Origin of the sequence: Amphritea sp. (genome assembly GCF_050300915.1) — a bacterium.
GTDB lineage: Bacteria > Pseudomonadota > Gammaproteobacteria > Pseudomonadales > Balneatricaceae > Amphritea.
This window is the reverse complement of sequence record NZ_JBNKYN010000026.1, coordinates 1-25,327: the sequence shown is the minus strand read 5'-3', so window position 1 is coordinate 25,327 and position 25,327 is coordinate 1. Positions and strand designations below refer to the sequence as shown.

Sequence of the window (25,327 nt, the reverse complement as noted above, 5' to 3'; positions counted from 1 at the left end):
ATAGCGTGAATATTTCAACGTTTTCAGCGTTAACCCAACTCTCTTCTCACACCCTGAGGTATTACGAAAAGATTGGCTTGCTGTCCAATATATCCAGAAATGCCAGTGGGCATCGTAGCTATTCGGCGAAAGATGTCGAATGGGTTCGGTTCATTAATCGCCTGAGAGACACTGGCATGCCGCTGGCGAAGATCCGGCACTATGCCGATCTGCGTGCCGTTGGAGATACCACCTTCGATACGCGCTGCACACTGTTAGAACAGCATCGCGATGCGCTCAGACTGCGTTTGGAGAAAGAGCTTGAACATCTGCAAGCGCTGGACGCGAAAATCGAGTATTACCAGTCACATAAGCCCTGAGCTTAAAAGTCCTTGACTTAGAGTTTACTCTAACCTCTAGCATTGCTTCGTTAACTCACGTAGGAGCAATGGAAAATGGTATCAACACGATATGAATCAGGGTTAAAAAAACTCACCGAGATTGATGGTGACGCCGGGCAACAGGTGATTGATAGCCTGCAGGCTATCTGTCCCGATCTGGCTCGCTACACCATTGAATTTCCGTTTGGCGATATCTATCAGCGCCCGGGACTGAATCTTAAATCACGGGAGATTGGCACGGTTGCTGCGCTGACGGCGCTGGCTAACTGTGCTCCACAGTTAGCCGTTCATATAAATGGGGCACTGAATGTCGGTTGTTCACCTGAGGAGGTTATTGAGGTGATACTGCAGATGGCGGTGTACGCGGGATTCCCTGCGGCCTTAAACGGCATGTTTGTCGCCAAAGAGGTGTTTCTGAGTCGGGGCCTGATACAGGAACCCGCGGCCAAATAGAGTGACAGGCCCCGCGGTATTGCCGGGACCTCTCTTATCTGTGTTCGGGCAGACGCTCAGTCATCTGAGCCTCTCAGCTTTTATCATCATAATGAATAATTGAGAGAAGCTTGATCGGCACCTCCAGCAACTCTTCAGGGCCATGGGGGATCTCGGCATCAAAGGTGAGGCTGTCGCCGGCTTCCATATTATAGAGATGATTTCCGTGGCGGTAGACGATCTTGCCGCTGAGGATATGGATAAACTCTTCACCCGGATGGGAAAAGGTAGGGAACACCTCGGCCAGGTCATCCATGGTGATCAGAAAAGGTTCGAAGGATTTTTTCCCGCCGCGCTGGTAGGTGAGCAGCTGGTAGGTGTGGCCTTTCTCCGTTCCGCGTCGGACCACTTCCAGCCCGGTACCGGATTTGGTGAACTGAGCACCTCCGTCGGGCCGGTCAAAATCATTAAACAGTTTGGATATCGGCATTCCCAGAGCAGAACAGAGTCGGCTCAGGGTTTCCAGGCTGGTAGATACCTGAGCATTCTCAATCTTACTGACCATCCCCTGGCTGATGCCTGAGATGCGTGCCACATCGGTTATTTTCAGACCCTCTTCCATACGGGCTTTTTTCACTTTCATGCCGATGTAGTGATCCAGCTCGAATTTCTGACCTCTGTTTTCTGCCATCTGATTGCCCTTTCTTGGGGCGCGGTGAACCAGCTTTGTGCGCCTGTCCATGCTGCCTGTGATTATTTCTGACACCCCGTATATTCCCACAAAGAATTTTTTTTTACCAGATTCATATAAATCAATAAGTTATCCTGTCAGGAAATAAATATTCATAAAAAGAGGTTTTCTGGCATAAGGGTTGCTTTCTTATTAATCATAAAAAATTACTGTTGAGAAATATTATGGATCTGCTCCTTCTCAGAGCAGGCCTCAGCATCAAACGGAGGGCTACCATGCCACAGGATTCAGAAAAGTTTATTGCGGATAACGACATTAAATATGTACTGGCTCAGTTTGTTGATATCCACGGTGTAGCCAAAACTAAATCAGTGCCGGCGAACTGCCTGATGGATGTTGTTGAAACCGGTGCAGGTTTTGCGGGTTTTGCTGTATGGGGTATGGGAATGGAGCCACATGGCCCGGATTTCATGGCCCGGGGTGATCTCAGTACGTTGTCGGCGGTGCCCTGGCAGCCGGGTTATGCGCGTATTGTCTGTGAAGGTTATGTTAACGGCGCACCTCATCCCTATGACAGTCGGGTGGTGCTGAAACGTCAGCTGAAACTGCTGGAAGATAAAGGCTGGACGCTGAATACCGGGCTTGAGCCGGAATTTTATCTCTTCGAGCGGGACAGCAATGGCGGCCTGAAAACCGTCGATGATACCGATACGCTGGCTAAGCCATGTTATGACTACAAAGGCTTGTCCCGTTCACGGGCGTTCCTGGAAACCCTGGTTGAATCATTACAGGCGGTCGACTTCGATGTTTATCAGATCGACCATGAAGATGCCAATGGTCAGTTTGAGATCAATTACACCTACGGTAACGCGCTGGAATCTGCTGACCGTTTCACCTTTGTACGGATGGCAGCAGGAGAGATCGCCAACGATATGGGGATGGTCTGTTCCTTTATGCCAAAGCCTGCCTCCAACCGCACCGGTAATGGTATGCACTTTCACCTGTCGATCTGCGATGACAGCGGAAAAAACCTGTTCAACGATGACAGCGATGTCAATGGTATGGGCCTCTCGAAAATGGCCTATCACTTCACTGCCGGTCTGTTGCATCACGCTAAGGCGTTGTGTGCGTTTGCTGCGCCAACGGTTAACTCTTACAAACGTCTGGTGGTGGGCGGGTCCGCATCCGGCGCGACCTGGGCGCCAGCCTATATCGCCTATGGTGACAACAACCGATCGGCGATGGTACGGGTGCCCTATGGCCGTCTTGAGTTCCGTCTGCCGGATTCCGGCTGTAACCCTTATCTGGTTCATGCCGCCATTATCGCCGCAGGCCTGGATGGTATTGAGCGCGAACTGGACCCGGGTAAGCCTGAGAACATCAACCTCTATGCCCTGACAGAAGCGCAACGCCAGGAGAAGGGGATTGAAATCCTGCCGCAGAATCTGAATGACGCCATCAGCGCCCTTGAAGCTGACACGGTTTTGACAGAGCGGATGGGTAAAGAGATTGTCAGTGAATTTATCAAAGTTAAACGCGATGAGTGGATCGATTACAGCCGGCATGTATCCGACTGGGAGATCAACCGTTACGCAGAATTCTTCTAAGCCCGGAAGGCTTACATTGTCGATTTAAGAGGACATAACTATGTGTGGAATTGTTGGCCTTTACCTGAAGAACAAGGCTCTGGAAAGTCAGCTGGGTGCGCTGTTTGAACCGATGCTGATCGCCATGACGGATCGTGGCCCGGACAGTGCCGGTTTCGCGATTTATGGTGATGAAGTGGCAGATGACAGCATCAAGCTGACCCTGCGTCATGCGGACGAAAACTATGACTGGGCTGCGCTGGCTGACAGCGCCAGGGCCGAGCTGAATACCGCTGTTGAATGGTTTAAAAACAGCAAAGTGGCGGTCTTTAAAATCCAGGCCAGTGCGGCGGTGGCTGAAGCCTTTATCGCTAAAGCCGCACCTGAGGTGTTGATCCTCAGTGCCGGTCAGTCGATTGAGATTCTTAAAGAGGTCGGTCTGCCGGTGAATATCGCTGAGACCTTTAATCTGAAAGGGATGAAGGGCAGCCACATTATAGGCCATACCCGCATGGCGACCGAATCTGCAGTCACCATGGAGGGCAGCCACCCGTTCTCAACCGGGATGGATCTCTGTCTGGTACACAACGGCTCACTGTCGAACCATAACCGTCTGCGGGAAAACCTCAAGCGCGAAGGGATTGTCTTTGAAACCGAAAACGATTCAGAAGTGGCGGCCGGTTACCTGACCTGGCGTCTGCAGCAGGGCGATAGTCTCAATGAAGCCCTGACTAACTCACTGAAAGATCTGGATGGTTTCTTCACCTTTACTATCGGCACCCGCGATGGTTTTGCGGTACTGCGTGATCCGATCGCCTGCAAACCTGCGGTAATGGCTGAAACCGACGATTATGTTGCCATGGCCTCCGAGTATCAGGCCCTGACAACCCTGCCGGGCATTGAAAACGCCAGAATCTGGGAACCAGAGCCCGCCACTATCTACGTTTGGGAACGCAGCAGCCATTAAGGAGCAGAATGATGAAAACGATTAATTTATCCGAACAGACAGTACGCGATCTTAACCAGGCGCTGCACGACCAGGCGATTGAGTGTACCGAGCGGGAGTGGGAAGTACTGGAACCTAAAGGTCAGCACAATATTGCCTGCGGTCTGGATCAGAATATCTCCGTCGATATTAAAGGCCCGACCGGCTATTACTGCGCCGGTATGAACAAAAAAGCGCACATCACCATTCACGGCAATGCCGGTCAGGGTGTGGCGGAAAACATGATGTCCGGCAGTGTACGGGTGAAAGGCGATGCTTCTCAGGCTGCCGGTGCAACGGCGCATGGTGGCTTGCTGGTGATCGAAGGCAATGCGGCGGCGCGCTGTGGTATCTCCATGAAAGGGGTGGATATCGTGGTGAAGGGTAACGTCGGCCACATGAGTTGTTTTATGGGGCAGGCCGGATCACTGGTTGTGTGTGGTGATGCGGGCGATGCACTGGGTGACTCTTTGTATGAAACCCATATCTACGTTAAAGGCACCGTGAAATCACTGGGTGCAGACTGCATCGCCAAAGAGATGCGCGCGGAGCATATCGAAGAGCTGACCGAGCTGCTCAACCGTGCTGGCGTTGACGAAGATCCAACGGCGTTCAAACGCTATGGCTCTGCCCGCCAGTTATACAACTTTAAAGTGGATAACACTTCCGCTTACTAAGGCTGATTTCGAGGACAAGACGATGAGTGAAGATATTAAAGTTAAAGATGGTCTGCGCGAGTCAGCAACATTTGACCGCATCACGATGACCGAGATCCGCCGTGCGGCTGCGACCGGTATCTACGATATCCGTGGTTTCGGTGCTAAGCGTAAGCTGCCCCATTTTGATGACCTGCTGTTTCTGGGCGCGAGTATGTCCCGCTACCCGCTGGAAGGCTACCGTGAAAAATGTAATACCTCAGTAACCCTGGGTGACCGTTTTGCCAAAAAACCGATTGTGCTGGATATTCCGGTCACTATCGCCGGTATGAGTTTCGGTGCGCTGTCGGCCAATGCCAAAGAAGCGCTGGGTCGTGGCGCATCGCTGATGGGCACCTCAACCACCACCGGTGATGGCGGTATGACCCCTGAAGAGCGTGGTCAGTCGAGCAAACTGGTGTATCAGTACCTGCCATCCCGTTACGGTATGAACCCGGATGACCTGCGTAAAGCCGATGCTATCGAAGTGGTGCTGGGGCAGGGTGCTAAGCCCGGCGGTGGCGGTATGTTGCTGGGGCAGAAGATTACTGACCGGGTGGCAAAAATGCGCACTCTGCCGATGGGGGTGGATCAGCGTTCCGCCTGTCGTCATCCGGACTGGACCGGTCCTGATGATCTGGCGATCAAGATTCAGGAACTGCGCGAAATTACCGACTGGCAGGTGCCAATCTATATCAAAGTGGGCGCTACCCGTACCTACTACGATGTCAAGCTGGCGGTCAAAGCTGGCGCTGATGTGATCGTGGTTGACGGGATGCAGGGCGGTACGGCGGCAACCCAGGATGTGTTTATCGAACACGTGGGTATTCCGACACTGGCGGCTATTCCTCAGGCGGTGCGTGCACTGCAGGAGATGGGCATGCACCGCAAAGTCCAGCTGATCGTCTCTGGCGGCATTCGCAACGGTGCCGATGTTGCCAAGTGTATGGCGCTGGGCGCGGATGCGGTGGCTATTGGTACTGCAGCGCTGGTGGCGCTGGGTTGTAACCACCCGATGTACGAGGAGGAGTACAACAAGATCGGTTCAGCGGCAGGTTTCTATGATGATTACCATGAGGGTAAAGACCCTGCCGGTATCTCTACTCAGGACCCAGAGCTGATGAAGCGTCTTGACCCGGTTGAAGGGGGTCGTCGTCTGGCGAACTATCTCAACGTACTGACCCTGGAAGCACAGACTCTGGCCCGGGCCTGCGGTAAAAACGATCTGCGTAACCTGGAACCGGAAGACCTGGTCGCACTGACTGTTGAGTCTGCCGCAATGGCGAATGTGCCGTTGGCTGGCACCAGCTGGATTCCAGGCAAAGGGTACTAAAAGCCGCTATGTAAAACGCGAGCGCTCTGAGCACCCACAAACATTTTAAACGGAGTCTCACAGGACGTTAAACGCCCTGTGCGGCCCCTGTTTACCTGACTATATGAATAACCATCGGAGACTATGGAGTCTGCCATCATGAGTAAGCACGAAGCAGATAATGAGATTGTATTAAGAGCCAGCTGTGTTGCCGGTAGCGGTATTGTTGCCAAGGTGACGACTTTTCTCGCCGAGCGCGGCTGCTATATCAGCGAACTGGCGCAGTTTGATGATGAGGACAGCGGTAATTTTTTTATGCGGGCGCGTTTCCATGTTGAAAGTGGCGGTTATCAGATAAGCGATCTGCAGAAGGAGTTTCCTGACGTCGCGGCCAGTTTCGACATGAAATGGGAGATGGTGTCGTTTAAAGCACCGATGAAAACCCTGATCATGGTGAGCAAGTTTGACCACTGTCTTGATGATCTTCTGTATCGCGTGCACAAGGGCGAGATCAATATGGAGATCACCGCGATCGTGTCCAACCATAAAGATCTGCGGCCGATGGCTGAGCGCGAAGGGATCCGCTTTATCCATCTGCCAGTGACCAAAGAGAACAAGCTTGAGCAGGAAACTGCGCTGATGGAGATTGTCGAAGAGACCGGCTCTGAGCTGATTGTGCTGGCGCGCTACATGCAGATTCTCAGTGATGGCCTGTGTCAGCAACTGAGTGGCCGGGCGATCAATATTCACCATTCCTTCCTGCCCGGTTTTAAAGGGGCCAAACCCTACCATCAGGCGCATGCCCGCGGCGTTAAGCTGATCGGAGCAACGGCTCACTATGTGACTTCCGATCTGGATGAAGGCCCGATTATCGAGCAATCGGTACAGCTGGTAGACCATACCTTTACGGCAGATGCGCTGGTTGCTGTTGGCCGGGATACCGAAACCGTGGCGCTGGCCCGGGCGGTGAAGCTGCATACCGAGCGTCGCGTATTTCTGGATGGTAATAAGACCGTTGTTTTTAAATAGGTACTGAATATGGCCCGTTTAATCGATGGAAAAAAAATCTCCGCCTCGGTGGTCGAACAGCTGGCACTAGATACCCGTCAGTTTATCGCTGAATGCGGTGTGATCCCGGGTCTGGCGGTGGTGCTGGTGGGGGATGATCCGGCCAGTCATGTGTATGTGCGCAATAAAGTGAAACAGGCAACGGCAGCAGGGTTTAAATCCAGCGAACACCGGCTGCCAGCCGACACCTCTCAGGCCGAGCTTAATGCGTTGGTTGAGCAGCTGAATAACGATCCCTCTGTTCATGGCATCCTGGTGCAGCTGCCGTTGCCACAACACCTCAGCGAGCCGGAGATCATCCGCCTGATCGCAGCAGAGAAAGACGTTGATGGCTTTCACCCGCTCAACGTCGGTGCACTGGCTTCTGGCGGTGCTGCGCTGATCCCCTGTACGCCGATGGGTTGCATGATTATGTTGGAAAAGACGCTGGGGGATCTGTCAGGAAAACATGCGGTGGTGGTAGGGCGCTCCAATATTGTTGGTAAGCCGATGGCGGCGCTGCTGCTGCAAGCCAACTGCACGGTGACTATTGTTCACTCCCGTTCTCAGGATATCGAAGCGATCTGTCGGCAGGGGGATATTCTCGTGGCTGCGGTAGGGCGTCCGGAGATGATTAAAGGTAGCTGGGTTAAACCGGGTGCAACGGTGATCGATGTGGGTATCAATGCCGTCGAGAAAGATGGAAAACGGCGCCTGGTGGGTGACGTGGCATTCAGCGAAGCGGCAGAGATTGCTGCTGCGATCTCTCCGGTACCGGGCGGCGTCGGGCCGATGACGATCGCCTGTCTGATGAAAAACACCCTCACTGCAGCACGAAAACAGGTTTCTGAACAAGCGTCTATTGAACCGGCAGATGTGTAATAGCCCCGTGAATAAATTCAGAAGATGCGACATTGAATGGAGGAGAGGTTAATGCCTTTCTCATTACTGAAATACGGTCTGAATAAAGACTACCCGTTTGAAAAGAATGCGGATCTGCCGGCACCGTCGGCGCTGAAGCCTCACTACGATGTAGTGATTATCGGCGGTGGCGGTCACGGTATAGCGACGGCGTATTATCTGGCCAAATACCACGGTATTACCAATGTCGCGGTGTTGGAAAAAGGTTATCTGGGCGGTGGCAACACCGCCCGGAATACCGCAGTAATCCGTTCCAACTATCTGACCTCTGAAGGGGTTAAGTTTTACAGTGAGTCGGTAAAACTGTTCCAGGAACTGTCCAACGAGTTCGACTTCAACATCATGTACTCCCGCCGGGGGCAGCTGACCCTGGCACATTCTGATGCGGCGGTGCGGGGCTTTCGCCAGCGCACCGAAGTGAACAAACATTTTGGTGGCAAAACCGAACTGATCGATCCACAGCAGATCCGCGAACTGGTGCCTACCCTGAATATGAACCCTGCAGATCAGCCTGTATTGGCAGGTCTGTGGCATATCGATGGCGCTACGGCGCGTCATGATGCGGTGGCCTGGGGCTATGCTAAAGGCGCTACACAGCGCGGTGTTGAACTACATCAGCTCACCGAAGTGACCGGTGTCAATGTCGAGCATGGCAAGGTGACCTCGGTAGACACCAACCGCGGCAAAGTCAGCTGTGGTTGTGTGGTGCAGGCGGTGGCCGGTATGAGTTCGGTGGTGGCCGCGATGGCGGGTATCCGTATGCCGGTCACTACCTATCCGCTGCAGGCGATGGTGACTCAGCCGGTTAAGCCGTTCCTTGATCCGCTGGTGAGTTCACCGGCCCTGCACTGTTATGTGCAGCAGACGGGGCGTGGCGAACTGGTGTTTGGTGGTGGCTCTGACCCTTACCCGTTGTATAGCACCCGTTCCACGATGGATCTGAAAGAGAGCCTGCTGGCCCATGCGGTCGAGCTTTTCCCTTTTATGGCGAATATGCGACTGATGCGCCAGTGGGCGGGCCTGACCGATATGACGTCGGATTACAGTCCAATCATGGGACTCAGTCCGGTCGATAACTACTATCTGGATGCGGGGTGGGGCACCTGGGGCTTTAAATCAACGCCTATTTGCGGCAAAACCATGGCCGAGCTGGTGGCCACCGGCAAGGTTCCGGAGCTGATCGAACCGTTCTCTATGGCGCGGTTTGATAGCTTCCGTCAGGTTAATGAGATGGGCGCGACAGCGGCCAGTCACTGAGGAATCTGCAATGAAAATTATTAATTGTCCGCTGAACGGACCCCGAAATAGTAATGAGTTTGTCCATGGTGGCGAGCTGCGTCAGATGCCCGACCCGAACAACTGTACTGATAAAGAGTGGGCCGATTACGTGTTTTATAGCGATAACCAGATCGGTGTCGTTACTGAGTGGTGGCTGCATGCGCCGTCCGGCTATTGGTTTATTGCCGAGCGTCATACCGGCAGCGATGAGATTTTGCGTACCTATGACCCCTCTGAAATTTTCACCCACCGGGTCGACTTTGCCGAAAAAGCTGAGAGTGGTCAGCCTGAGGAGATACAAGCATGAGCAGCGAGAAGCGCCTTAACGCCCCGATGGGGTTGCTGATCGATCGGGAAAAACCGCTGTCGTTCAGCTTTGAAGGTAAGCAATACCGAGGTTTTGAAGGCGATAGTATAGCCAGTGCGTTGCTGGCAAACCAACAGTGGCTGATGTCGCGTTCATTTAAATACCACCGTCCCCGGGCACCGCTGACAATGGCGGGTCAGGATGCTAATACCTTAGTGCAGCTGGGCGGAGAGCCCAATGTGCTGGCTGACCGTGAGATGATCCGTGAAGGGATCAGTGTCGAGGGGCAGAACTATAATGGCACCCTGGAAGGGGACAAAGATGCCTATCTGGGACACTTTGGCCGTTTTATGCCGGTCGGTTTTTATTACCGCAGCTTCTTCAAACCGATGGGGGTGTGGGACAAGTGGGAAAGCTTTATCCGCGAGAAAGCGGGTCTGGGAAAGCTGGACCTTGAGTTTAAGCCGGAATACTACGACAAAAAATACCTGTTCACCGATGTAGTTGTCATTGGCTCTGGCCCGGCGGGGATGAGTGCTGCACTAAAAGCCGCTGATGCCGGTGCCAAAGTGTTATTAGTTGAAGAGATGCCGCTGCTGGGTGGTGCGCTGACCTATAACCGCTTCGATATTGAGGGCCTGCGGGCGGATAACCTGCGTCAGCAACTGATCGAAAAAGTCACCGCCCACAGCAATATTGAGGTGATGACCGACGCCGTCTGTAACGCCTGGTTTACCGAGAACTATCTGCCGCTGATTAAGGGCAAACGGATGTATAAGCTGCGGGCTAAGGAGTGCATCGTTGCCTCCGGTTCCTATGAGCAGCATGTGGTGTTCCGTAATAATGACTTGCCCGGCATTATGCTCTGTAGCGCGGCGACGCGGCTGATGAAACTCTATGGGGTGAAACCCGGTAGCACCGCGGTGGTGCTGACCGGTAATGATGATGGCTATCTCACCGCTCTGGAGCTGTTGGCCAACGGTGTTTCGGTGGCTGCGATTGTTGATCTGCGTAAAGAGCACCCCTGGCCGGAACTGTTGGGTGCGGTGAAGCAGAAAGGGGTGCAGGTTATTCAGAACAGCACCGTCTATGAAGCGTTACCCACCAAAGGCAATAAACATATTCGCGGCGTCGATATCCGCAGCATCGTTGCTGAGGGTGAAGTAAGTGAAATGGCGACCCTGCTGGAGTGTGATCTGCTGTGTATGTCTGCGGGTTATATGCCAGCGTATCAACTGCTGTGCCAGGCCGGTGCACAGCTTTCCTATAATGATGATACTGCAGAATTTACGCTGTCTGGTCTTCCTCAGGGCGTGCATATTGCGGGTTCTGTGAATGGTCTGCATAGTCTCGATGCGGTACTTGCGGATGGCAGTAATGCCGCAATACGGGCACTGCGTAATCTTCAACTCAGTGATGAGGCTGAACAGCCTGTTAGTTGTCAGGCTAAACCTAACTTCAGCTGGCCGATCTTCTGCCACCCTAAAGGCAAAGAGTTTGTCGATTACGATGAGGATTTGCAGGCTAAAGATATCGTCAACGCGACCCGGTTGGGCTATCGCGATGTGCAGCTGGTGAAGCGTTTTTCGACGGTGGGTATGGGGCCATCACAGGGCCGTCACTCGGCGCTGCCGACCGCCCGGCTGGTGGCAAAATCAACCGACCGCACGGTAACGCAAACCGGTGTGACCACCGCACGTCCACCTTTTGCCCCGGAAAAACTGGCGCATCTGGCGGGGCGGATCTTTGATCCCCGGCGGCACACGGCGATGCATCATCGTCATCTGGAGCTGGGGGCGAAGATGATCCCTGCCGGTAACTGGCGGCGTCCTGCCTATTATGGCGATGCGGCGCAACGGGATCGCTGGATTCGCGAAGAGGCAGAGCATGTCCGTTCTAAGGTGGGGCTGATCGATGTCAGCACCTTGGGTGGAATCGAAGTGCGTGGCCCGGATGCCGCCGAGTTTATGAACCGTATCTACACCTTTGCCTTCCTGAAACAGCCGGTTGGCAGAACCCGTTATGCGGTGATGACCAATGAACATGGTGTGGTGATCGACGATGGTGTTGCCTGTCGTATCACTGACGATCACTTCTATGTCACGGCCACCACCAGTGGTGTCGAGCGGGTCTATCGGGAGATGACGAAATGGAACGCCCAGTGGCGTCTGCAGGTGGATATTCTTCATGTTACCTCGGCCTTTGCTGCGGTCAACCTGGCGGGCCCTGATTCCCGTAAAGTATTGGAAACGCTGGTGGACGATGTTGATCTGAGCCCGAAAGCGTTCCCCTATCTGGCCTATCGCGAAGGCACGGTGGCCGGTATTCCTGCACGCTTGCTGCGGGTTGGTTTTGTTGGCGAACTGGGCTATGAGATCCATGTGCCTACCCGTTACGGTGAGGCGCTCTGGGATGCACTGATGGCGGCGGGTAAAGCCTTTGATATCCGGCCGTTCGGGGTCGAAACCCAGCGTCTGTTGCGCCTGGAAAAGGGTCATCTGATTGTCAGCCAGGATACCGATGGTATGAGCCATCCCGGAGAGCTGGATCTGACCTGGGCGGTGAACCGCAAGAAGCCGTTCTTTGTTGGCTGTCGTTCGGTGGATATCGTGATGGCGCAGCCGCAAACGAGAAAACTGGTGGGCTTTAAACTGCCGTTTAACAGCACTAAACCGGAAGAGGGCCATCTGGTGCTGAAAGGGGATAAGATTGCTGGTAACGTGACCTCCTGTGAGTACTCATCGGTCAGTCAGTCCATTATTGGCCTGGCGTTCGCGGATATTGCGGACAGTGAGCCCGGCTCGAAAATCAGTATTCGGGTTGATGGTGAAGAGATTCTGGCGGATGTCGTTAAGCTGCCGTTCTACGATCCTGACAACCTGAGACAGGAGATGTGACCATGACTGTGATTAAACCTGAACTGTTTAACAGCCGTAGCTTTATCTATCGTACTCATCAACAAGCCGAGTTTGCCGAAGTGGCAGGTGCTGCCCAGGTGCTCAGCTATGCGCAACAGGGTGATCCGGCCACCGGCCTGATCGATCTGTCGGTGCGCCCGCGTATCGGTCTGCGTGGCCCTAATGCGGGTGAGGCGCTGCTGGCCGCAGGACTGTTGCACCCGCAACAGCCAAACACCCTGACCGTCTCCGACGAGGGCGTCATGGTGTTGCGCTTAGGACGTACCGAGTACTGGGTGCTGGCATTGCCAGGAGCCTCCGCGGACCTCGATCTGGACGCCCTGCAGCAACAGCTGAGCGGCCCCGGTATCTATCCGGTTTACTGCCACGACAGCTATACCTGGCTGGCGCTGGCGGGTGAGCATCTGGCGGATATTATGGCTAAAGTCTGCGCTGTCGACCTGCGAGAGGAAAGCTTTACCCCCGGCGATCTGGTGATGACCTCGCTGGCCAGAGTCGGCGGCATTATCTGTCATCATCAGATGGCCGGGAAAACCGTCTATTCAATTTTCAGTGACAGTGCGTCTGCCGGCTATTTGTGGGACGCCCTGCTGGATGCCATGGCTGAGTTTGAGGGCGCTCCCGCAGGCCAGAATATGCTGCTGAACAGTCAATAACCAGAGCAACCTTTACCGTTTCCATCACCCAAAAACCGGCTGGCATCTCCTCCGATGCCACTGGTTTTTTTATTTTCCGTCAATTTGTTATACACCCCTTCCTATTGCCAGACTTTGCAGTAAAGTGAGTGCTTTCGATGAGTTCATAACCAGGCTTGGACAACATATGCAGCAAACTGATATCCGGGCAGCGGCTCAGGCTTTGCTTACCCGCCGCCTTAATCAACAGATCAGCGGACCTTTGCCCCCGGAACAGCACCCTGCAACAGCAGAAGAAGCGCTGGCGATTCAGCAGTCACTGATTGCACAGATGGAATTAGCCGGGCAGGGGGTTGGCGGCTGGAAATGTGCACTGCCTATCGCTATTGATGGGCTGGAAAATGTCCCGGTAATCGCGCCGATTTTTAGCCGCACTATCTGCACCGATTCACCCTGTCCGATTCAGCTGGATCAGGGGGTGTGCAAAATTGAGCCAGAGATCGCCTTTCGTTTCGGGTGTGATCTGCCGCATCGACGGGAACCCTACAGTGAAGGAGAGATACTGGACGCCCTGTCCGGGGCACATCTGGCACTGGAATTGATTCTGAGTCGTTATGCTGAACCCGACTCAGTTAGTTATCTCGACCATCTGGCCGACTGTCTGTTTAATCAGGGGCTTTTTGTTGGCCCGTCAATCACTGTTGAACAGGCCTGTGCTGCATCAGACATTCGCTTTGTTCTTACGGATCCTTCGCTGCAAGGTGGATGCCGACAAATAGAGGGCAAACATCCCTCAGGCTATCCTCAAAAGCCACTCTTCTGGATGGTTAATTTTCTAAGCCAGCGGGGTATCGATATAAAGGCGGGTCAGCTGGTGATCACCAGTTCCTATGCCGGGGTAATTGAGGTTGATCCTGAGGCAGATTTCACCTTAGAGTATGAAAAATATGGAGAAATTTCGTTGCGGTTTGAGCTAAACTGATCTTTTATAACAGTTTAGGAAATATAAAAGGGGTGTGGTTATGGGGATTTTGTCCTGGATTATCTTAGGTTTAATCGCAGGTGTACTGGCAAAGTGGATTATGCCAGGGAAGGATGGTGGCGGTTTTATCATCACCACTCTGCTGGGTATTGCCGGTGCATTTGTTGGGGGTTATCTTGGTAACCTGATCGGTTTTGGTACGCTCAATGGTCTGAGCCTTGGCAGCATTGCAACCGCAACCGTTGGTGCCTTTATTCTGCTGTTTGTTTATAAGAAACTGAAGTAAAAGCTTCACAACTTCCCTGAGTCGGTTAAAGCTTCAACCTCTGGAGCCAGATGTGATCTGTTGAGGCTTTAGTGACCAGTACATTTGTCACCAGCTCATTTGTCCGCAGTGTTTTTATCATCATTGCTTTTAACGTCTGTCGCCTGCATGAATTTCAGCAGTTCCGGTAAACCGCTGAACTGCTGAATATCCTCAGTCAGATGTGACACTTCTGTTGCAATCTCATGGCCGCTCATCTGCGCTGCCTCCAGCTCCAGCAGACGGGCTCGTTCCACGATACGGGTTGCTCCGACATTAGCGGAGGTGCCCTTTAAGCTGTGCGCTGCACTGATCAGCGCGGCGGTATCGCCAGATTGTGCCGCATCCTGAAGAGTCTTCAGAATCTGAGGGGCGGATTTAAGATAGATCTCAATAATACGTTGTAACAGCGCTTGTTTCTGATTCAGTTGTTGCAATGCCTTGTGTTTATTCCAGAGCGGCGAGGGGGCTTGTGAAGCGTCACTCTGCGTGAGCAGTTCTGCACGGTTAACCGGGGCCGGGGCTTCAATAACGTGGGGCAGCCACTGACACAGCAGCTGTTTTAGTGTCTCCGGTTCAAAGGGCTTACTCAGATAGTCATTCATACCCGCTTGCAGGCACTTCTCTTTCTCGCCCTGCAGGGCCGCGGCGGTTAAGGCGATGATCGGGACATTCTTATAGATTGGGCCCGCCTCCCCGGCACGGATTTTCCGGGTCGCCTCATAGCCATCCAGCACTGGCATCTGACAATCCATGATAATGGCGAGCACGGTATCATCGGTTTGCTGGCGGAGGATCTCAATGGCCTCCTGGCCGTTCTGTGCATGCAGTATATGGGCCTGATAGTCTTCCAGCAGTCCCTGAAGTACTTCACGATTGATCCGGTGGTCATCGACAACCAGCAGGTTACGGTTATGGAAGTTTAGCTGTGGTGTATCTGAAACGGGCGGCTCCCCTTCGGTATGTCTGCGGTCGAGCTTTAATGCTTCAAGGGCTGCTGACAGGTTGACCAGCGTCACCGGTGAGTCAATTAACACGGTGTCTGAATCCAGAACCGCCGGATCAATCAGGTCCGGGGCGTGCCAGTTATCGATGATCATCACCTGCGCTGATGGGTTGCTCTGCTGCAGGTAATGCTCAATACCGGGCTTCAGCCGGATGTAATTGACTGAATCAACAACCAGCAGGTCGTAGGAGGGCGATGGGTATATATTATGAAACTGGTTTGCATCTGACAGCGTCACACGTGCTCCCCAGCTATGAAAAATTTTCGTCAGATTGGCTGATGTGCTGGGTTGTGTTGCATCTATCCAGACCCCCTGGCCGCCCAGGTCCGGTTTAAATGCTGAGGCTGCTTTGGTGGTCGCTGGATTGAGGGGGATGCTGAAGGAAAAGGTGCTGCCATACCCTTTTTCGCTGACCACACTGATCGAACCACCCATGAGTTGACAGAGTTGTTTGCAGATCGTCAGCCCCAGGCCGCTGCCCCCATATTGTCGCGATGTTCCGCTCTCTTCCTGGGAAAAGGAGGTAAAGATCCCGGATAGTTTCTCTGAGCTGATGCCGATGCCGGTATCTTGTACTGAACAGCTCAGCCAGAGCGTTTTGTCATCCTTCATATAGGTGGCTGCTTTGAGGCAGATCTGTCCTGTCATGGTAAACTTGACGGCGTTACTGAGCAGATTATTGACAACCTGGCGAATCCGGTTTGAATCTCCATTGACCCAGGGGATGTCTACATCCACCAAATGAGCGATCATCTCAATATCTTTGCTGTAGGCGACAGACGAAATCGACTGGACACAGGCGTGCAGCAGTCTGTGAAGATCAAAGTCAATAAACTCAAGCTCCAGCTTATCGGCCTCAATTTTAGAAAAGTCCAGAATATCGTTGATCAGCAGGGTCAGCGATTTAACACTGCTCTCTGCCAGCTCTAACTGTTGTTGCTGGCGGCGGCTGAGCGGCCCTTTACGGAGTAATCCCAGCATACCGAATATGCCGTTCATCGGTGTTCTGATCTCATGGCTCATATTGGCCAGGAAGCGGCTTTTTAATTCGGTGGCTGCCCGGGCTTCACTGACGGCGTCCTGCAGTTCACGGGTGCGTGCTTCAACCTGTTGCTCCAGTGCCTCATTGTGCTTAAGCTGCAGCGCCTGCGCCTGTTTAAGCGCCGTAATATCGTGAATGATCACTGCGGCTGTGGCAGTGTGCTGGGAATCACTATTATCCTTAATTGCCGAGAGCGTCATCTCCACATGACGGATCTGCCCTTCACGGTTTTTTATCTCAACCTCATTCGTGCGTATCCTGCCATCAGCAATGACGTCCTGTACCGATAGCAGGCACTGGTTGCTCGCATCGGTATCCGCTATGGCGTGACATATATTGAGGTTGAGCAGTGTCTCAGCGTTGTAGCCCAACAGCCGCTCGGCTGCTGGGTTCCAGTCTTTCACGCAGGCGTCCTGGTCAACGGTAATGATCGCGTCTGAAGACCCCAGCACAATTGCGCGGAAATTGCTTTGGGCTTTCAGTAACTCTCTGCGGGTCGAGAGGGCTTTCTGGTAGAGAACAATCACGCTAAGTGCAATCGTGAAGACGATCAACAAGCCGGCGAATGTTGCCAGGAAATGTTTATATATCTGCGCCTGTATAGCGTTTTCTGTCAGTGTCTTAATAACGGTGAACGGTCTTGGCTGGCTATTGCTTCCCAGATTAATCTGGCTGGCGATGTAGTTCAGCATATCACCTTCAGGCGTTCTTATCTGTTGCCAGTGTTGTGATCCGCTAAGCAGTTCTGTCTGGTTGGAATAGTCTTGCCAGGTGAATGGGTTGCCCCGCTCAAAAGCAAAAGCGACCTCCGGATCGGGATGTAACACAAAATCACCACGGTTATTGAGCAAAAATACACCACCTGAATGGTTCATGTTGTTCAATCTCTGCAGTAATGGCCCGGCGTTGTAATTAATAATGACAAAGCCGAATAGTGTATGGTCGGCATCATATACTCTGACCGCCAGGCGGTAGGTGGGCCATTCCGGCAATTCGATCTTGCCAGACTCTCGATTAAACTCAATATCACTTAAATAGACCGACTCATCGGCTGAGTGTGTTATCTCCTTAAAATAGGCTGAATCACCTTTAGACTGGAGTTTCTGCTCGGAAATGACACTGAGTTGGCCCTCACGGCTATCAACTCGCACCAGCTCACGTCCGTTATTGGCGATACCAATGAAGCGGAGTTGGCGAATGTCGGGGGTTGTCCTCACAAATGCCAGAAACGTTTGTTGCAGATGCTGCTTCCATTGATTCAGGCTGGGCGCTTCGTGAGAGTCAGAGGTGCCGGCATCAGTCAGTTTATAGACAATCGCCTCAATGGCCGGGAGCTGGGAAATAAACAGAATTTGCTTGCGCTGAGTGTCTAGCTGATCATTCAAATAGTGTTCAATCTGTTTCAGAGACTGGTTCTGATTGGCGAACAGATCTCCTCTGATACTGGTTTGTGCCTGCAGATAAATGGCTGCTGAGAGCGTTAGGAATAATATAACGGCAATGGCCACTCCCAGATGAAACTGACGTAATTTTAATGCTGATTGCATATAACTCTCCCTGAGTCTGTCTGCCCGGTAGTGCAGGGAGGCAGATAGATAACAAAATAGTTAATAAAAGCAGCAAGCCTTAATGTCGCTACCGGTCGCGGCTGACATAACATGAATAAACTCATAGCTTTATCAGTTTTTGCCGCTGACTATCTGCATTCGCAACCTCTTTAGTGAGACTGTTTAATTACGTCCTTTTTGTTACTAATTTTGGGTTATGTCTGTCGGGGCGTCAATTTCACTTTGTTAAAAATTTAATAATATCAATATATTACTTACATTCTTTGTGGTTTTTTAGATGGTTTTTTTATCTCCAGAATAGAATTTATATAGTAGTAGAATGTTAAAGATTGTCTATAATTGGTTCATAACCTACATATCCGACAGGCTTGGTTAGTTGCAACAGAGTGTTTCAGTAATACCTCTAAAGACTGGGTTAGTCCTAACGCATATGAGTATGGGAATAATGAGAATGGATACCCAAGCTCCACTAACAGTTCTATTAGTCGATGATGATGAAACTACCCGCCTTTTGTTAGCAGACACTGTCAGTGGTATGGCTGAGATCATCGAAGCGGATTGTGGTAAAACTGCGTTGCAGCAGGCTCGGTTATATCGACCTGATCTTATCCTGCTTGATATCAGTATGCCGGATTTCAGCGGTATCGAGGTGTGCGAAATTCTCAAGGCAGATCCTGATTTTGAACATCCGGTTGTCATCTTTATTACGGCAAATGAAAGCGAAGTGATCGAAACTCAGGCGCTGGGGTCTGGAGGTGTCGATTATCTGACTAAACCGATCAATGTTGAAAACTGTCGCCTGAAAGTGAAAAATCACCTGCAGCAATCTGCTCAGATGAAACAGGTTAAACAGGAACATCAGCAATTAAAATCAATGATTTCCCGCTTGCCGGTACAGGTCACTTACTGGACCAGCGACTGGGTAAATAGATATAGTAATGATTTCGATGGTAGCTGGTTTGGTCTCTCTGCTGATGAGATGCTCGGTCGTTCGGTTGATGATCTTTTACCTCTCAGGCTGGCCCGTATGTTCAGACGTTTTGCTACGCAAAGACCAGGATCAGCCCCCGAGATAAGCTATCTGCATAACGGTATTGAACGCTACCTTCAGGTGAGCTTCCTGGCACCAAACCCGGTAAATGGTGATGAGGGATATTTACTGACTCTTCTGGATATCACCTCTTTGAAAAAAGCTGAGCGCGATCTGCAACTTAAAAATGACAAATATAATGTCATTCTTAACGTGATGGGGGATGGGGTTATCTCCATCGATACCGAAGGTTGCGTCACCTATATCAACCCGTTCGCTGAACGTTTAACAGGGGTGTCACCCTCAGCGGCATACGGCGTGCCTGTTGAAAGGGTATTTATCTTACGTAACGGACTGAGTGGCGGCACAGCGGATGGCTCAATACGGCATGTACTGGTAAACCAGTCGGTTCACTCTCTTCCCCCTAATAGCCAGTTGATCAGTCAGGATGGCCGGGTCTATCCCATCGATGGGAGTGTTGCTTCAGTGGTTGGTCCTGATGGTATCATCAACGGTGCGGTTATGGTGTTCCGCGATCTTAGTGAGACAGTAGCGATCTCGGATAAAATGGATTATCTGACTCACTATGATCAGTTGACCGGTCTGCCTAACCGGATTCAGTTACAGCAAAGGCTTGAGGATGCTATTGCCTTAACTGATGCGTCTAATCTGAAAACAGCTGTAATTCTGATCGACCTGGATAACTTCAAATACATCAATGATTCGTTAGGCCATAGTCAGGGGAACAGCCTGATAAAACAGGTTGCAGACCGGCTCAGGAGACTGAGAGGGCCCCGTTCGATACTGTCCAGAATTGGTGGTGACGAATTTGCGATGGTGATTCCCTATATTGATGATGTCAGCCAGGTCGAATGTATGGCGATCAATATTCATCGTCAGATGGATGCGCCATTCAAGCTGAATGTGGGGGAGTGCAGTCTGTCGGTGAGCATGGGCATCAGTATTGCGGCCGACGATGCCACCGATGAAGAAGATCTGATGCGTCTGGCCGATGTGGCGATGTATCGGGCTAAGTACGAAGGGCGTGGGCGTCACTGCTTTTTTTCCAATCATCTGGAAGAAGCTTTACTATCGAGACATGCCGTTGAGCAACTCATCCGTACAACCATCAAGAATCAGAGCTTTGAGGTGCATTATCAGCCTAAGTTCTCCCTGTGGGAGTATCGGATTGTTGGTGTTGAAGCTCTTGTCAGAATGCGCGACTCAAGTGGACGACTGGTCTCACCCTGTGATTTTATTCCGATAGCTGAGGAGCTGAACCTGATTGACGAGCTGGGCGCGCAGGTGTTGGCGATCGCTTGTGCTGATGCCGACGGATGGCTTCCGGATCATCCGGAAGTGCCGGTTGCGGTGAATGTTTCGGCTTCGCAATTGAAGCAGACTGATTTTGTTGACAGGGTTATGACGATCCTTGGGCAGAGTAGTTTGCCGCCGGAAATGCTGGAACTTGAAGTAACAGAAAGTGCGTTGATGCAAAGCATTGAGGTCGCCCAACAGAATATAGAAGCGCTACATAATCAGGGGGTTGTTATCGCGCTGGACGATTTTGGAACGGGTTATTCCAGCCTGACCTATCTACAGCAGTTCAATATTGATGTCCTGAAAATTGACCAGTCCTTTATACAGGATATGGCTAATAATGTTGACAGCCTGGCGATCGTAAAAAATGTTATTGCGCTGGGGAAATCACTCAACTTACGTGTATGCCCCGAAGGAATAGAAACTCAGGATCAACTGAATGAGTTGATGCGACTGGGTTGTGAGATAGGGCAGGGATATCTCTTCTGTCGGCCGCTCCCTATTGATGAATTTATACGCTTTATGGATGATGTAAAAAATCATAGTGAAAGTGCTGGCAACCTCTATTTTATATAGTCGTTTGCGAACACGGTAATACGAGATCTGCATGCGCTCCTTAATCCCTTTTATACATCAGCTCAGTCGTCAGGAAACCTGTGACTGGATAGATACAATACAAACGCAGTTACCCGGTTGTGATATCCGTGAGTTTTCTCAACTCTCTGAGGTAGATAAGGGGCAGATAGAGATCGCTATCGTGGCGAATCCTGATCCGGCAGAGGTTGCACAACTCTCCCGGCTGAAGTGGGTCCATTCGGTGTGGGCTGGTGTCGAGGGGATGATGGCTAATCTGTCACATCTGCCGTTTGAAATTGTCCGTCTGACCGATCCGCAACTGGCACAGACTATGTCTGAAGCGGTGCTGGCCTGGGTGCTATATCTGCATCGTGATATGCCTCAATACCGGCAGCAGCAGTCTTTTAGTGAATGGCGGCAACTCGCCTATACCGATGCAGCTGACCGGCACATTGCTGTGCTGGGACTGGGTGCTCTGGGCGAGAAGTGCGCTGTACGGTTGGTGGATAATGGCTTTCGTGTTTCAGGCTGGAGCCGGTCAGCTAAGCATATTGAGTCTGTTGCCTGCTACGCTGGGGAGCAGCAGTTACCAGAACTACTCGCTGAGGTGGATATTATTGTTAATCTTCTGCCTCTTACACCTGATACCCAGGGTTTAATGGACCGGGCGTTCTTTCAACAGGTTAAAAGCGGGGCAGCACTGATCAATTTTGGCCGCGGCGCAACGGTGGTTGAGTCGGATCTGCTGGAGGCTCTGGGGCAGGGACAGCTCAGTCATGCGGTGCTGGATGTGTTCACACAGGAACCGCTACAACCGCAATCGCCGTTGTGGGGACATCCTAATATTACCCTGTTGCCGCATATCTCAGCGCCCACCAGCGTCACCACAGCAAGCCGCATTGTCGCCGACAATATCAGTCGTTATCTGGCCGAAGGCAGCATTCCTCAGTCTGTCGATAAAGCGCGCGGCTATTAAGCCTCAAACGACTGTTTTGACTGCCATCAGGTTTTAAAGAATACGGGCTGAACAGGGCGTATCGTGTTAAAGTGACGGCCTGATTCTCTACTGTCCGGACTCTTTTTGTGACCAATAACGATATTCTGCGCCGCCTGCGCTATACCTTTGATTTCAGTGATACCAAAATGATTGGGGTATTTCGTCATGCCGAACTGGCGGTAACCCGGGTGCAGCTCACCAGCTGGCTGAAAAAAGAGGAAGAGAGCGGTTATGTCCGTATGCCCGATGTTGAGATGGCCAGCTTCCTCAATGGTCTGATTATCGAAAAGCGGGGCCGGCAGGAGGGGGACCAGCCGGTGGCGGAGAAGCGGCTGAATAACAACATTATCTTTCGCAAACTGAAGATCGCCCTTAATCTGACCGCTGACGATATTCTGGCAATTCTAAAACTGGCTGGCGTCAGACTGAGTAAACATGAGCTGAGTGCACTGTTTCGTAAGCAGGGTCACCAGAACTATCGTGAATGTCAGGATCAGGTGCTACGCAATTTTCTCAGTGGATTGCAGAGCCAGATGCGTGATAAAACCCCTTCCGTTAAAGCAGATAAACCTCAGCGAATCACCGCCACTGCTGTCGCTACATCGGCTAAACCGGTTCGTAAACCCTCTGCTGAAAAACGTCAGGCAGCGGATGTTCAGTTTGTCGTTGATAAGCCCGCAGGTGAAAAACGCGATGTGAAAAAGCCCGGCCAGAGAAAACATAGCACGGCTAAGCCCGCGATTAAAAAGGTGGCGGCTGATACGGCTGCTAAAGAAACGGTGATTGACACTAACTCTGTCTGGGCCAAGGCGTTGGCAAAAAGCACGAAGAAGAGCTGAGCTGAATGAAAGAGAAACTGTTGCCTCCTACGCGGGAAGAGATCGCTCTGCTGCCCCCGTTTTCGGGCATGGTGCTGGAACAGATACAGCAACCCCGTGGCGCTGAGGCGCTGAGATCCGCTCTTCAGGATCTGCTGAGTTGCGATTTAGTTGGCTTTGACACCGAATCAAAACCGGTGTTTCGTAAAGATCAGGCTTCTGATGGCCCCCATGTGGTGCAGTTGTCGACAGCTTCGACCGGCTATATTTTTCAGTTGCATGATCAGGAGGCTTACCCGCTTATCCGTCAGGTGCTGGAAGCGAAACAGGTTGTTAAAGCGGGTTTTGGTTTGCAGTCAGACCGCAGCCATATCCGGCGTAAATTTGGTGTCGAGATTCAGAGCATTCTCGATCTCGATACGGTCTACAGAGAACTGGGTTACCGGCGTCAGCTGGGGGTAAAAGCCGCTGTCGCGGTTCAGTTTCAGCAGAAGTTTAACAAATCAAAACGAGTCTCAACCTCTAACTGGGCGTTGCCAAAACTGAGTGATGCGCAGTTACTTTATGCGGCCAATGATGCCTATGCTGCATTACGAATTGTGCAGGGGTTGCAGGACAGTGGACATGGGCAAAAAGTCGCTCAGCTGGTACGCTGAAAGCGCTGCGTCATAATCGTTTACAGGATATTTTTTAGCATGATTTTAAAGAAATTTTCAGAACTTCCCGCACTGGAAACTGAGCCTGGCACCGACTGCTCCTTTATTAGTCACAGTCCGAAGGGTGAGTCACTGTTGACGGTTGTCTATGCCACTAAACGGGATTTTCTCTCTGTGCCTAAAACCTATACTGCGGTGCAGTTTAAAGGCAATGATACCATTCCACTGGAGTTTCACTCAGTCTCCCGTAAAGACTATCTGGAACAGCTGGAACTGGCCAACAGCTGGTTTAAATCCGGTGCCTATGAGATCGAAAAAACCAAAGACTATACCATCGTGTTGTTGTTGACCAACGACCGGGCGCTGGAGATTATCTTCACCGGGTTTGAGTTGTTAGAGGACGCCTACCACGCCGTTGATTCTCAGACAGCGATGTTAGAGCGTATCAGAGGCTAGGCAAGACCCACAGGGCTTGAACATCGTAGCGATACTTGCCGATGCCAGATTATTAGTGGGTGTCTCATTGTGGGTAGTGATTGATGCTCATCTGTTTGTAACTCTTCTGTTTTTTTGTCAATATCCCCGTTCTATGGAAACACGCTGGCTCCGATCTGTGAAGTGGGCCGCGTAACTGATCAATGAGTTTTACTCATTTTCAGCGGACGAGAATGCAGTAGCTGTCACTAGGCTTTTCTCTGAGTTAATTGAAGTTTTGACCGGCTGGTTTTGCAAACCAGTAACATTATCGGTTTTATATATCAAGGATAGGTATGTTGAAAAAGAATATTTCAGCCCTTTCGTGTCTTCTGGTTCTGACTGGCTGTGCTTCAGTGCAGGATTATGTGCCTCCGCAAAATACTGATACTGCAAACGTAGTGGTAACCAGAAATATCACAGCTCCTTTGTTAGGCTACACTTCAACATTGTTTAAATTGGAGACTTTCAAAACCTGTCACGAAGAGATTGGGAAGAATAAAGCTACCCGCTTTATGGTACTCGATAAAGGCAACCCTTTGATCGCTGAGGTTAATGCCGAGGGCGTTGATGTCGCTGTAAACGAGCCAGTGAACTTGTTTATGGTTACCGTGGCTGGGCCATTTAATGGTAGCTGTTCATCGATTGTAAAATTCACGCCGGAATCAGGCAAAGACTATGAAATCAGGCTGCTGGGCGATATAACTCAGAGCCCAGGACGTTGTACTGCTGAGCTATGGAGTACTCAGGCTGGGTCAAATATCGCACAGCAAGATAGTTTTGAGGAGTATGACGATTGTAATCCTCAATAATTTCAAGGAACGCCTATGAAATTTTTATTAGTACCGTTTCTACTTGCTCTTTTAGCTGGTTGCGCTAGTAATTCAACAAATGAGTTTGATCAGCAAAGGAGTTTTGTTAAAACGATTCGCCCAGGGTTGTATTTCATAAGAGAAGCTGATTCGGCGATACTCTGGAGGGAGGAAGGAGCAACCCAACGAAACTGGCAGAAACGGGCAGAGAGTCTGTGTGCTGGTAGCGCATATAAATCCTTACTGCTGGTGGACGGCGAGTCGAGCTCTACCGGAATTGCTATCTCCTTCGTGGGTGGCATCGGATATGCCTATGGTGACATTACTTCAGTTCCTATTACCGATGGCATTATTCTCTGTGACTCTGCAAATATGAGTGAGGAGGAGGCGATAAGTGTCCTGAAGGATGAGTATTACATCATACCTTAGTGAATGAAGCGGTCTTAATAATATCGAATCTGCTTAGATATTTTCTAATGCTAATATAGAAATATGTTTCAATTATTTATCATTATTTCTGCCGTGCTTTGACGCTGCAGCGATGTCGCCGATAT

General features: G+C 51.4%; 23 protein-coding genes. 21 read left to right on the top strand and 2 right to left on the bottom strand.

Features of this window, described 5'->3' with window-relative positions:
* Positions 1–5 precede the first annotated feature (5 nt).
* Together ACQY8X_RS09020 and ACQY8X_RS09015 are read left to right on the top strand one after the other, a co-directional pair.
* Positions 6–359 carry a MerR family transcriptional regulator gene (locus ACQY8X_RS09020; protein WP_428034816.1) on the top strand — a complete coding sequence of 118 codons (354 nt, stop codon included), beginning with the start codon at positions 6–8 and terminating at the stop codon, positions 357–359.
* 75 nt (positions 360–434) lie between these two features.
* Complete coding sequence (locus ACQY8X_RS09015; protein ID WP_428034815.1) at positions 435–833, top strand: carboxymuconolactone decarboxylase family protein; 399 nt, start codon at positions 435–437, stop codon at positions 831–833.
* A gap of 73 nt (positions 834–906) precedes the next feature.
* Here ACQY8X_RS09015 and ACQY8X_RS09010 read toward each other — a convergent pair whose 3' ends face one another.
* Complete coding sequence (locus tag ACQY8X_RS09010) at positions 907–1,503, bottom strand: helix-turn-helix domain-containing protein (RefSeq protein ID WP_428034814.1); 597 nt, start codon at positions 1,501–1,503, stop codon at positions 907–909.
* Positions 1,504–1,778: 275 nt separating this feature from the next.
* On the opposite strand from ACQY8X_RS09010, the gene glnT reads away from it, so the two are divergent.
* From glnT to ACQY8X_RS08950, 12 genes are all read left to right on the top strand, one after another.
* Positions 1,779–3,110: a type III glutamate--ammonia ligase gene (gene glnT / locus ACQY8X_RS09005; RefSeq protein ID WP_428034813.1), complete on the top strand. Its 1,332-nt coding sequence runs from the start codon at positions 1,779–1,781 to the stop codon at positions 3,108–3,110.
* Between the two features lie 40 nt (positions 3,111–3,150).
* On the top strand, positions 3,151–4,056 hold the full coding sequence (locus tag ACQY8X_RS09000; RefSeq protein WP_428034812.1) for a class II glutamine amidotransferase: 906 nt from the start codon (positions 3,151–3,153) through the stop codon (positions 4,054–4,056).
* A gap of 11 nt (positions 4,057–4,067) precedes the next feature.
* The gene (locus ACQY8X_RS08995; RefSeq protein ID WP_428034811.1) at positions 4,068–4,751 is read left to right on the top strand and encodes a protein glxC; all 684 of its coding nucleotides are present in this window, start codon (positions 4,068–4,070) and stop codon (positions 4,749–4,751) included.
* A 22-nt stretch (positions 4,752–4,773) separates the two neighbouring features.
* Positions 4,774–6,102 (top strand): FMN-binding glutamate synthase family protein, encoded by a 1,329-nt coding sequence (locus ACQY8X_RS08990; protein WP_428034810.1) that lies wholly within the window; start codon positions 4,774–4,776, stop codon positions 6,100–6,102.
* Positions 6,103–6,240: 138 nt separating this feature from the next.
* The gene (gene purU / locus ACQY8X_RS08985) at positions 6,241–7,110 is read left to right on the top strand and encodes a formyltetrahydrofolate deformylase (RefSeq protein ID WP_428034809.1); all 870 of its coding nucleotides are present in this window, start codon (positions 6,241–6,243) and stop codon (positions 7,108–7,110) included.
* A 9-nt stretch (positions 7,111–7,119) separates the two neighbouring features.
* Positions 7,120–8,010 carry a bifunctional methylenetetrahydrofolate dehydrogenase/methenyltetrahydrofolate cyclohydrolase FolD gene (gene folD / locus ACQY8X_RS08980; protein WP_428034808.1) on the top strand — a complete coding sequence of 297 codons (891 nt, stop codon included), beginning with the start codon at positions 7,120–7,122 and terminating at the stop codon, positions 8,008–8,010.
* 51 nt (positions 8,011–8,061) lie between these two features.
* Complete coding sequence (locus ACQY8X_RS08975) at positions 8,062–9,306, top strand: FAD-dependent oxidoreductase (RefSeq protein ID WP_428034807.1); 1,245 nt, start codon at positions 8,062–8,064, stop codon at positions 9,304–9,306.
* Between the two features lie 10 nt (positions 9,307–9,316).
* Positions 9,317–9,634 (top strand): sarcosine oxidase subunit delta, encoded by a 318-nt coding sequence (locus ACQY8X_RS08970; RefSeq protein WP_428034806.1) that lies wholly within the window; start codon positions 9,317–9,319, stop codon positions 9,632–9,634.
* Complete coding sequence (locus ACQY8X_RS08965; protein ID WP_428034805.1) at positions 9,631–12,531, top strand: 2Fe-2S iron-sulfur cluster-binding protein; 2,901 nt, start codon at positions 9,631–9,633, stop codon at positions 12,529–12,531. The genes ACQY8X_RS08970 and ACQY8X_RS08965 overlap by 4 nt, the downstream gene beginning before the upstream one ends.
* A gap of 2 nt (positions 12,532–12,533) precedes the next feature.
* On the top strand, positions 12,534–13,208 hold the full coding sequence (locus tag ACQY8X_RS08960; RefSeq protein WP_428034804.1) for a sarcosine oxidase subunit gamma: 675 nt from the start codon (positions 12,534–12,536) through the stop codon (positions 13,206–13,208).
* Positions 13,209–13,374: 166 nt separating this feature from the next.
* The gene (locus ACQY8X_RS08955) at positions 13,375–14,169 is read left to right on the top strand and encodes a hypothetical protein (protein WP_428034803.1); all 795 of its coding nucleotides are present in this window, start codon (positions 13,375–13,377) and stop codon (positions 14,167–14,169) included.
* 40 nt (positions 14,170–14,209) lie between these two features.
* Positions 14,210–14,455: a GlsB/YeaQ/YmgE family stress response membrane protein gene (locus ACQY8X_RS08950; RefSeq protein WP_428034802.1), complete on the top strand. Its 246-nt coding sequence runs from the start codon at positions 14,210–14,212 to the stop codon at positions 14,453–14,455.
* Between the two features lie 95 nt (positions 14,456–14,550).
* Here ACQY8X_RS08950 and ACQY8X_RS08945 read toward each other — a convergent pair whose 3' ends face one another.
* Positions 14,551–18,069: an ATP-binding protein gene (locus ACQY8X_RS08945; RefSeq protein ID WP_428034801.1), complete on the bottom strand. Its 3,519-nt coding sequence runs from the start codon at positions 18,067–18,069 to the stop codon at positions 14,551–14,553.
* A 472-nt stretch (positions 18,070–18,541) separates the two neighbouring features.
* Here ACQY8X_RS08945 and ACQY8X_RS08940 point away from each other — a divergent pair, with 472 nt between their 5' ends.
* The 7 genes from ACQY8X_RS08940 (at position 18,542) to ACQY8X_RS08910 (ending at position 25,202) form a co-directional block, all read left to right on the top strand.
* Entirely contained in the window at positions 18,542–21,016 is a 2,475-nt protein-coding gene (locus ACQY8X_RS08940; RefSeq protein ID WP_428034800.1) for a two-component system response regulator, read from the top strand.
* A 31-nt stretch (positions 21,017–21,047) separates the two neighbouring features.
* Entirely contained in the window at positions 21,048–21,992 is a 945-nt protein-coding gene (locus ACQY8X_RS08935) for a 2-hydroxyacid dehydrogenase (protein WP_428034799.1), read from the top strand.
* A 107-nt stretch (positions 21,993–22,099) separates the two neighbouring features.
* Positions 22,100–22,852, top strand: a complete 753-nt coding sequence (locus ACQY8X_RS08930) for a DUF1456 family protein (RefSeq protein WP_428034798.1) — start codon at positions 22,100–22,102, stop codon at positions 22,850–22,852.
* A 5-nt stretch (positions 22,853–22,857) separates the two neighbouring features.
* Positions 22,858–23,487 carry a 3'-5' exonuclease gene (locus ACQY8X_RS08925; protein ID WP_428034797.1) on the top strand — a complete coding sequence of 210 codons (630 nt, stop codon included), beginning with the start codon at positions 22,858–22,860 and terminating at the stop codon, positions 23,485–23,487.
* A gap of 39 nt (positions 23,488–23,526) precedes the next feature.
* A complete protein-coding gene (locus ACQY8X_RS08920; RefSeq protein ID WP_428034796.1) occupies positions 23,527–23,943 on the top strand; it encodes a hypothetical protein in 417 nt (138 codons plus the stop codon).
* Between the two features lie 314 nt (positions 23,944–24,257).
* Positions 24,258–24,773 (top strand): hypothetical protein, encoded by a 516-nt coding sequence (locus ACQY8X_RS08915; protein ID WP_428034795.1) that lies wholly within the window; start codon positions 24,258–24,260, stop codon positions 24,771–24,773.
* Between the two features lie 15 nt (positions 24,774–24,788).
* Positions 24,789–25,202, top strand: a complete 414-nt coding sequence (locus ACQY8X_RS08910) for a hypothetical protein (RefSeq protein WP_428034794.1) — start codon at positions 24,789–24,791, stop codon at positions 25,200–25,202.
* The last annotated feature ends 125 nt before the right edge of the window (positions 25,203–25,327 follow it).

Bases quoted from the DNA above. Each gene is read 5' to 3' on its own strand.
- ACQY8X_RS09015 (WP_428034815.1), top strand. From the start codon at position 435: ATGGTATCAACACGATATGAATCAGGGTTAAAAAAACTCACCGAGATT.
- ACQY8X_RS09010 (WP_428034814.1), bottom strand. From the start codon at position 1,503: ATGGCAGAAAACAGAGGTCAGAAATTCGAGCTGGATCACTACATCGGC.
- glnT (WP_428034813.1), top strand. From the start codon at position 1,779: ATGCCACAGGATTCAGAAAAGTTTATTGCGGATAACGACATTAAATAT.
- ACQY8X_RS09000 (WP_428034812.1), top strand. From the start codon at position 3,151: ATGTGTGGAATTGTTGGCCTTTACCTGAAGAACAAGGCTCTGGAAAGT.
- ACQY8X_RS08995 (WP_428034811.1), top strand. From the start codon at position 4,068: ATGAAAACGATTAATTTATCCGAACAGACAGTACGCGATCTTAACCAG.
- ACQY8X_RS08990 (WP_428034810.1), top strand. From the start codon at position 4,774: ATGAGTGAAGATATTAAAGTTAAAGATGGTCTGCGCGAGTCAGCAACA.
- purU (WP_428034809.1), top strand. From the start codon at position 6,241: ATGAGTAAGCACGAAGCAGATAATGAGATTGTATTAAGAGCCAGCTGT.
- folD (WP_428034808.1), top strand. From the start codon at position 7,120: ATGGCCCGTTTAATCGATGGAAAAAAAATCTCCGCCTCGGTGGTCGAA.
- ACQY8X_RS08975 (WP_428034807.1), top strand. From the start codon at position 8,062: ATGCCTTTCTCATTACTGAAATACGGTCTGAATAAAGACTACCCGTTT.
- ACQY8X_RS08970 (WP_428034806.1), top strand. From the start codon at position 9,317: ATGAAAATTATTAATTGTCCGCTGAACGGACCCCGAAATAGTAATGAG.
- ACQY8X_RS08965 (WP_428034805.1), top strand. From the start codon at position 9,631: ATGAGCAGCGAGAAGCGCCTTAACGCCCCGATGGGGTTGCTGATCGAT.
- ACQY8X_RS08960 (WP_428034804.1), top strand. From the start codon at position 12,534: ATGACTGTGATTAAACCTGAACTGTTTAACAGCCGTAGCTTTATCTAT.
- ACQY8X_RS08955 (WP_428034803.1), top strand. From the start codon at position 13,375: ATGCAGCAAACTGATATCCGGGCAGCGGCTCAGGCTTTGCTTACCCGC.
- ACQY8X_RS08950 (WP_428034802.1), top strand. From the start codon at position 14,210: ATGGGGATTTTGTCCTGGATTATCTTAGGTTTAATCGCAGGTGTACTG.
- ACQY8X_RS08945 (WP_428034801.1), bottom strand. From the start codon at position 18,069: ATGCAATCAGCATTAAAATTACGTCAGTTTCATCTGGGAGTGGCCATT.
- ACQY8X_RS08940 (WP_428034800.1), top strand. From the start codon at position 18,542: ATGGATACCCAAGCTCCACTAACAGTTCTATTAGTCGATGATGATGAA.
- ACQY8X_RS08935 (WP_428034799.1), top strand. From the start codon at position 21,048: ATGCGCTCCTTAATCCCTTTTATACATCAGCTCAGTCGTCAGGAAACC.
- ACQY8X_RS08925 (WP_428034797.1), top strand. From the start codon at position 22,858: ATGAAAGAGAAACTGTTGCCTCCTACGCGGGAAGAGATCGCTCTGCTG.
- ACQY8X_RS08920 (WP_428034796.1), top strand. From the start codon at position 23,527: ATGATTTTAAAGAAATTTTCAGAACTTCCCGCACTGGAAACTGAGCCT.
- ACQY8X_RS08915 (WP_428034795.1), top strand. From the start codon at position 24,258: ATGTTGAAAAAGAATATTTCAGCCCTTTCGTGTCTTCTGGTTCTGACT.
- ACQY8X_RS08910 (WP_428034794.1), top strand. From the start codon at position 24,789: ATGAAATTTTTATTAGTACCGTTTCTACTTGCTCTTTTAGCTGGTTGC.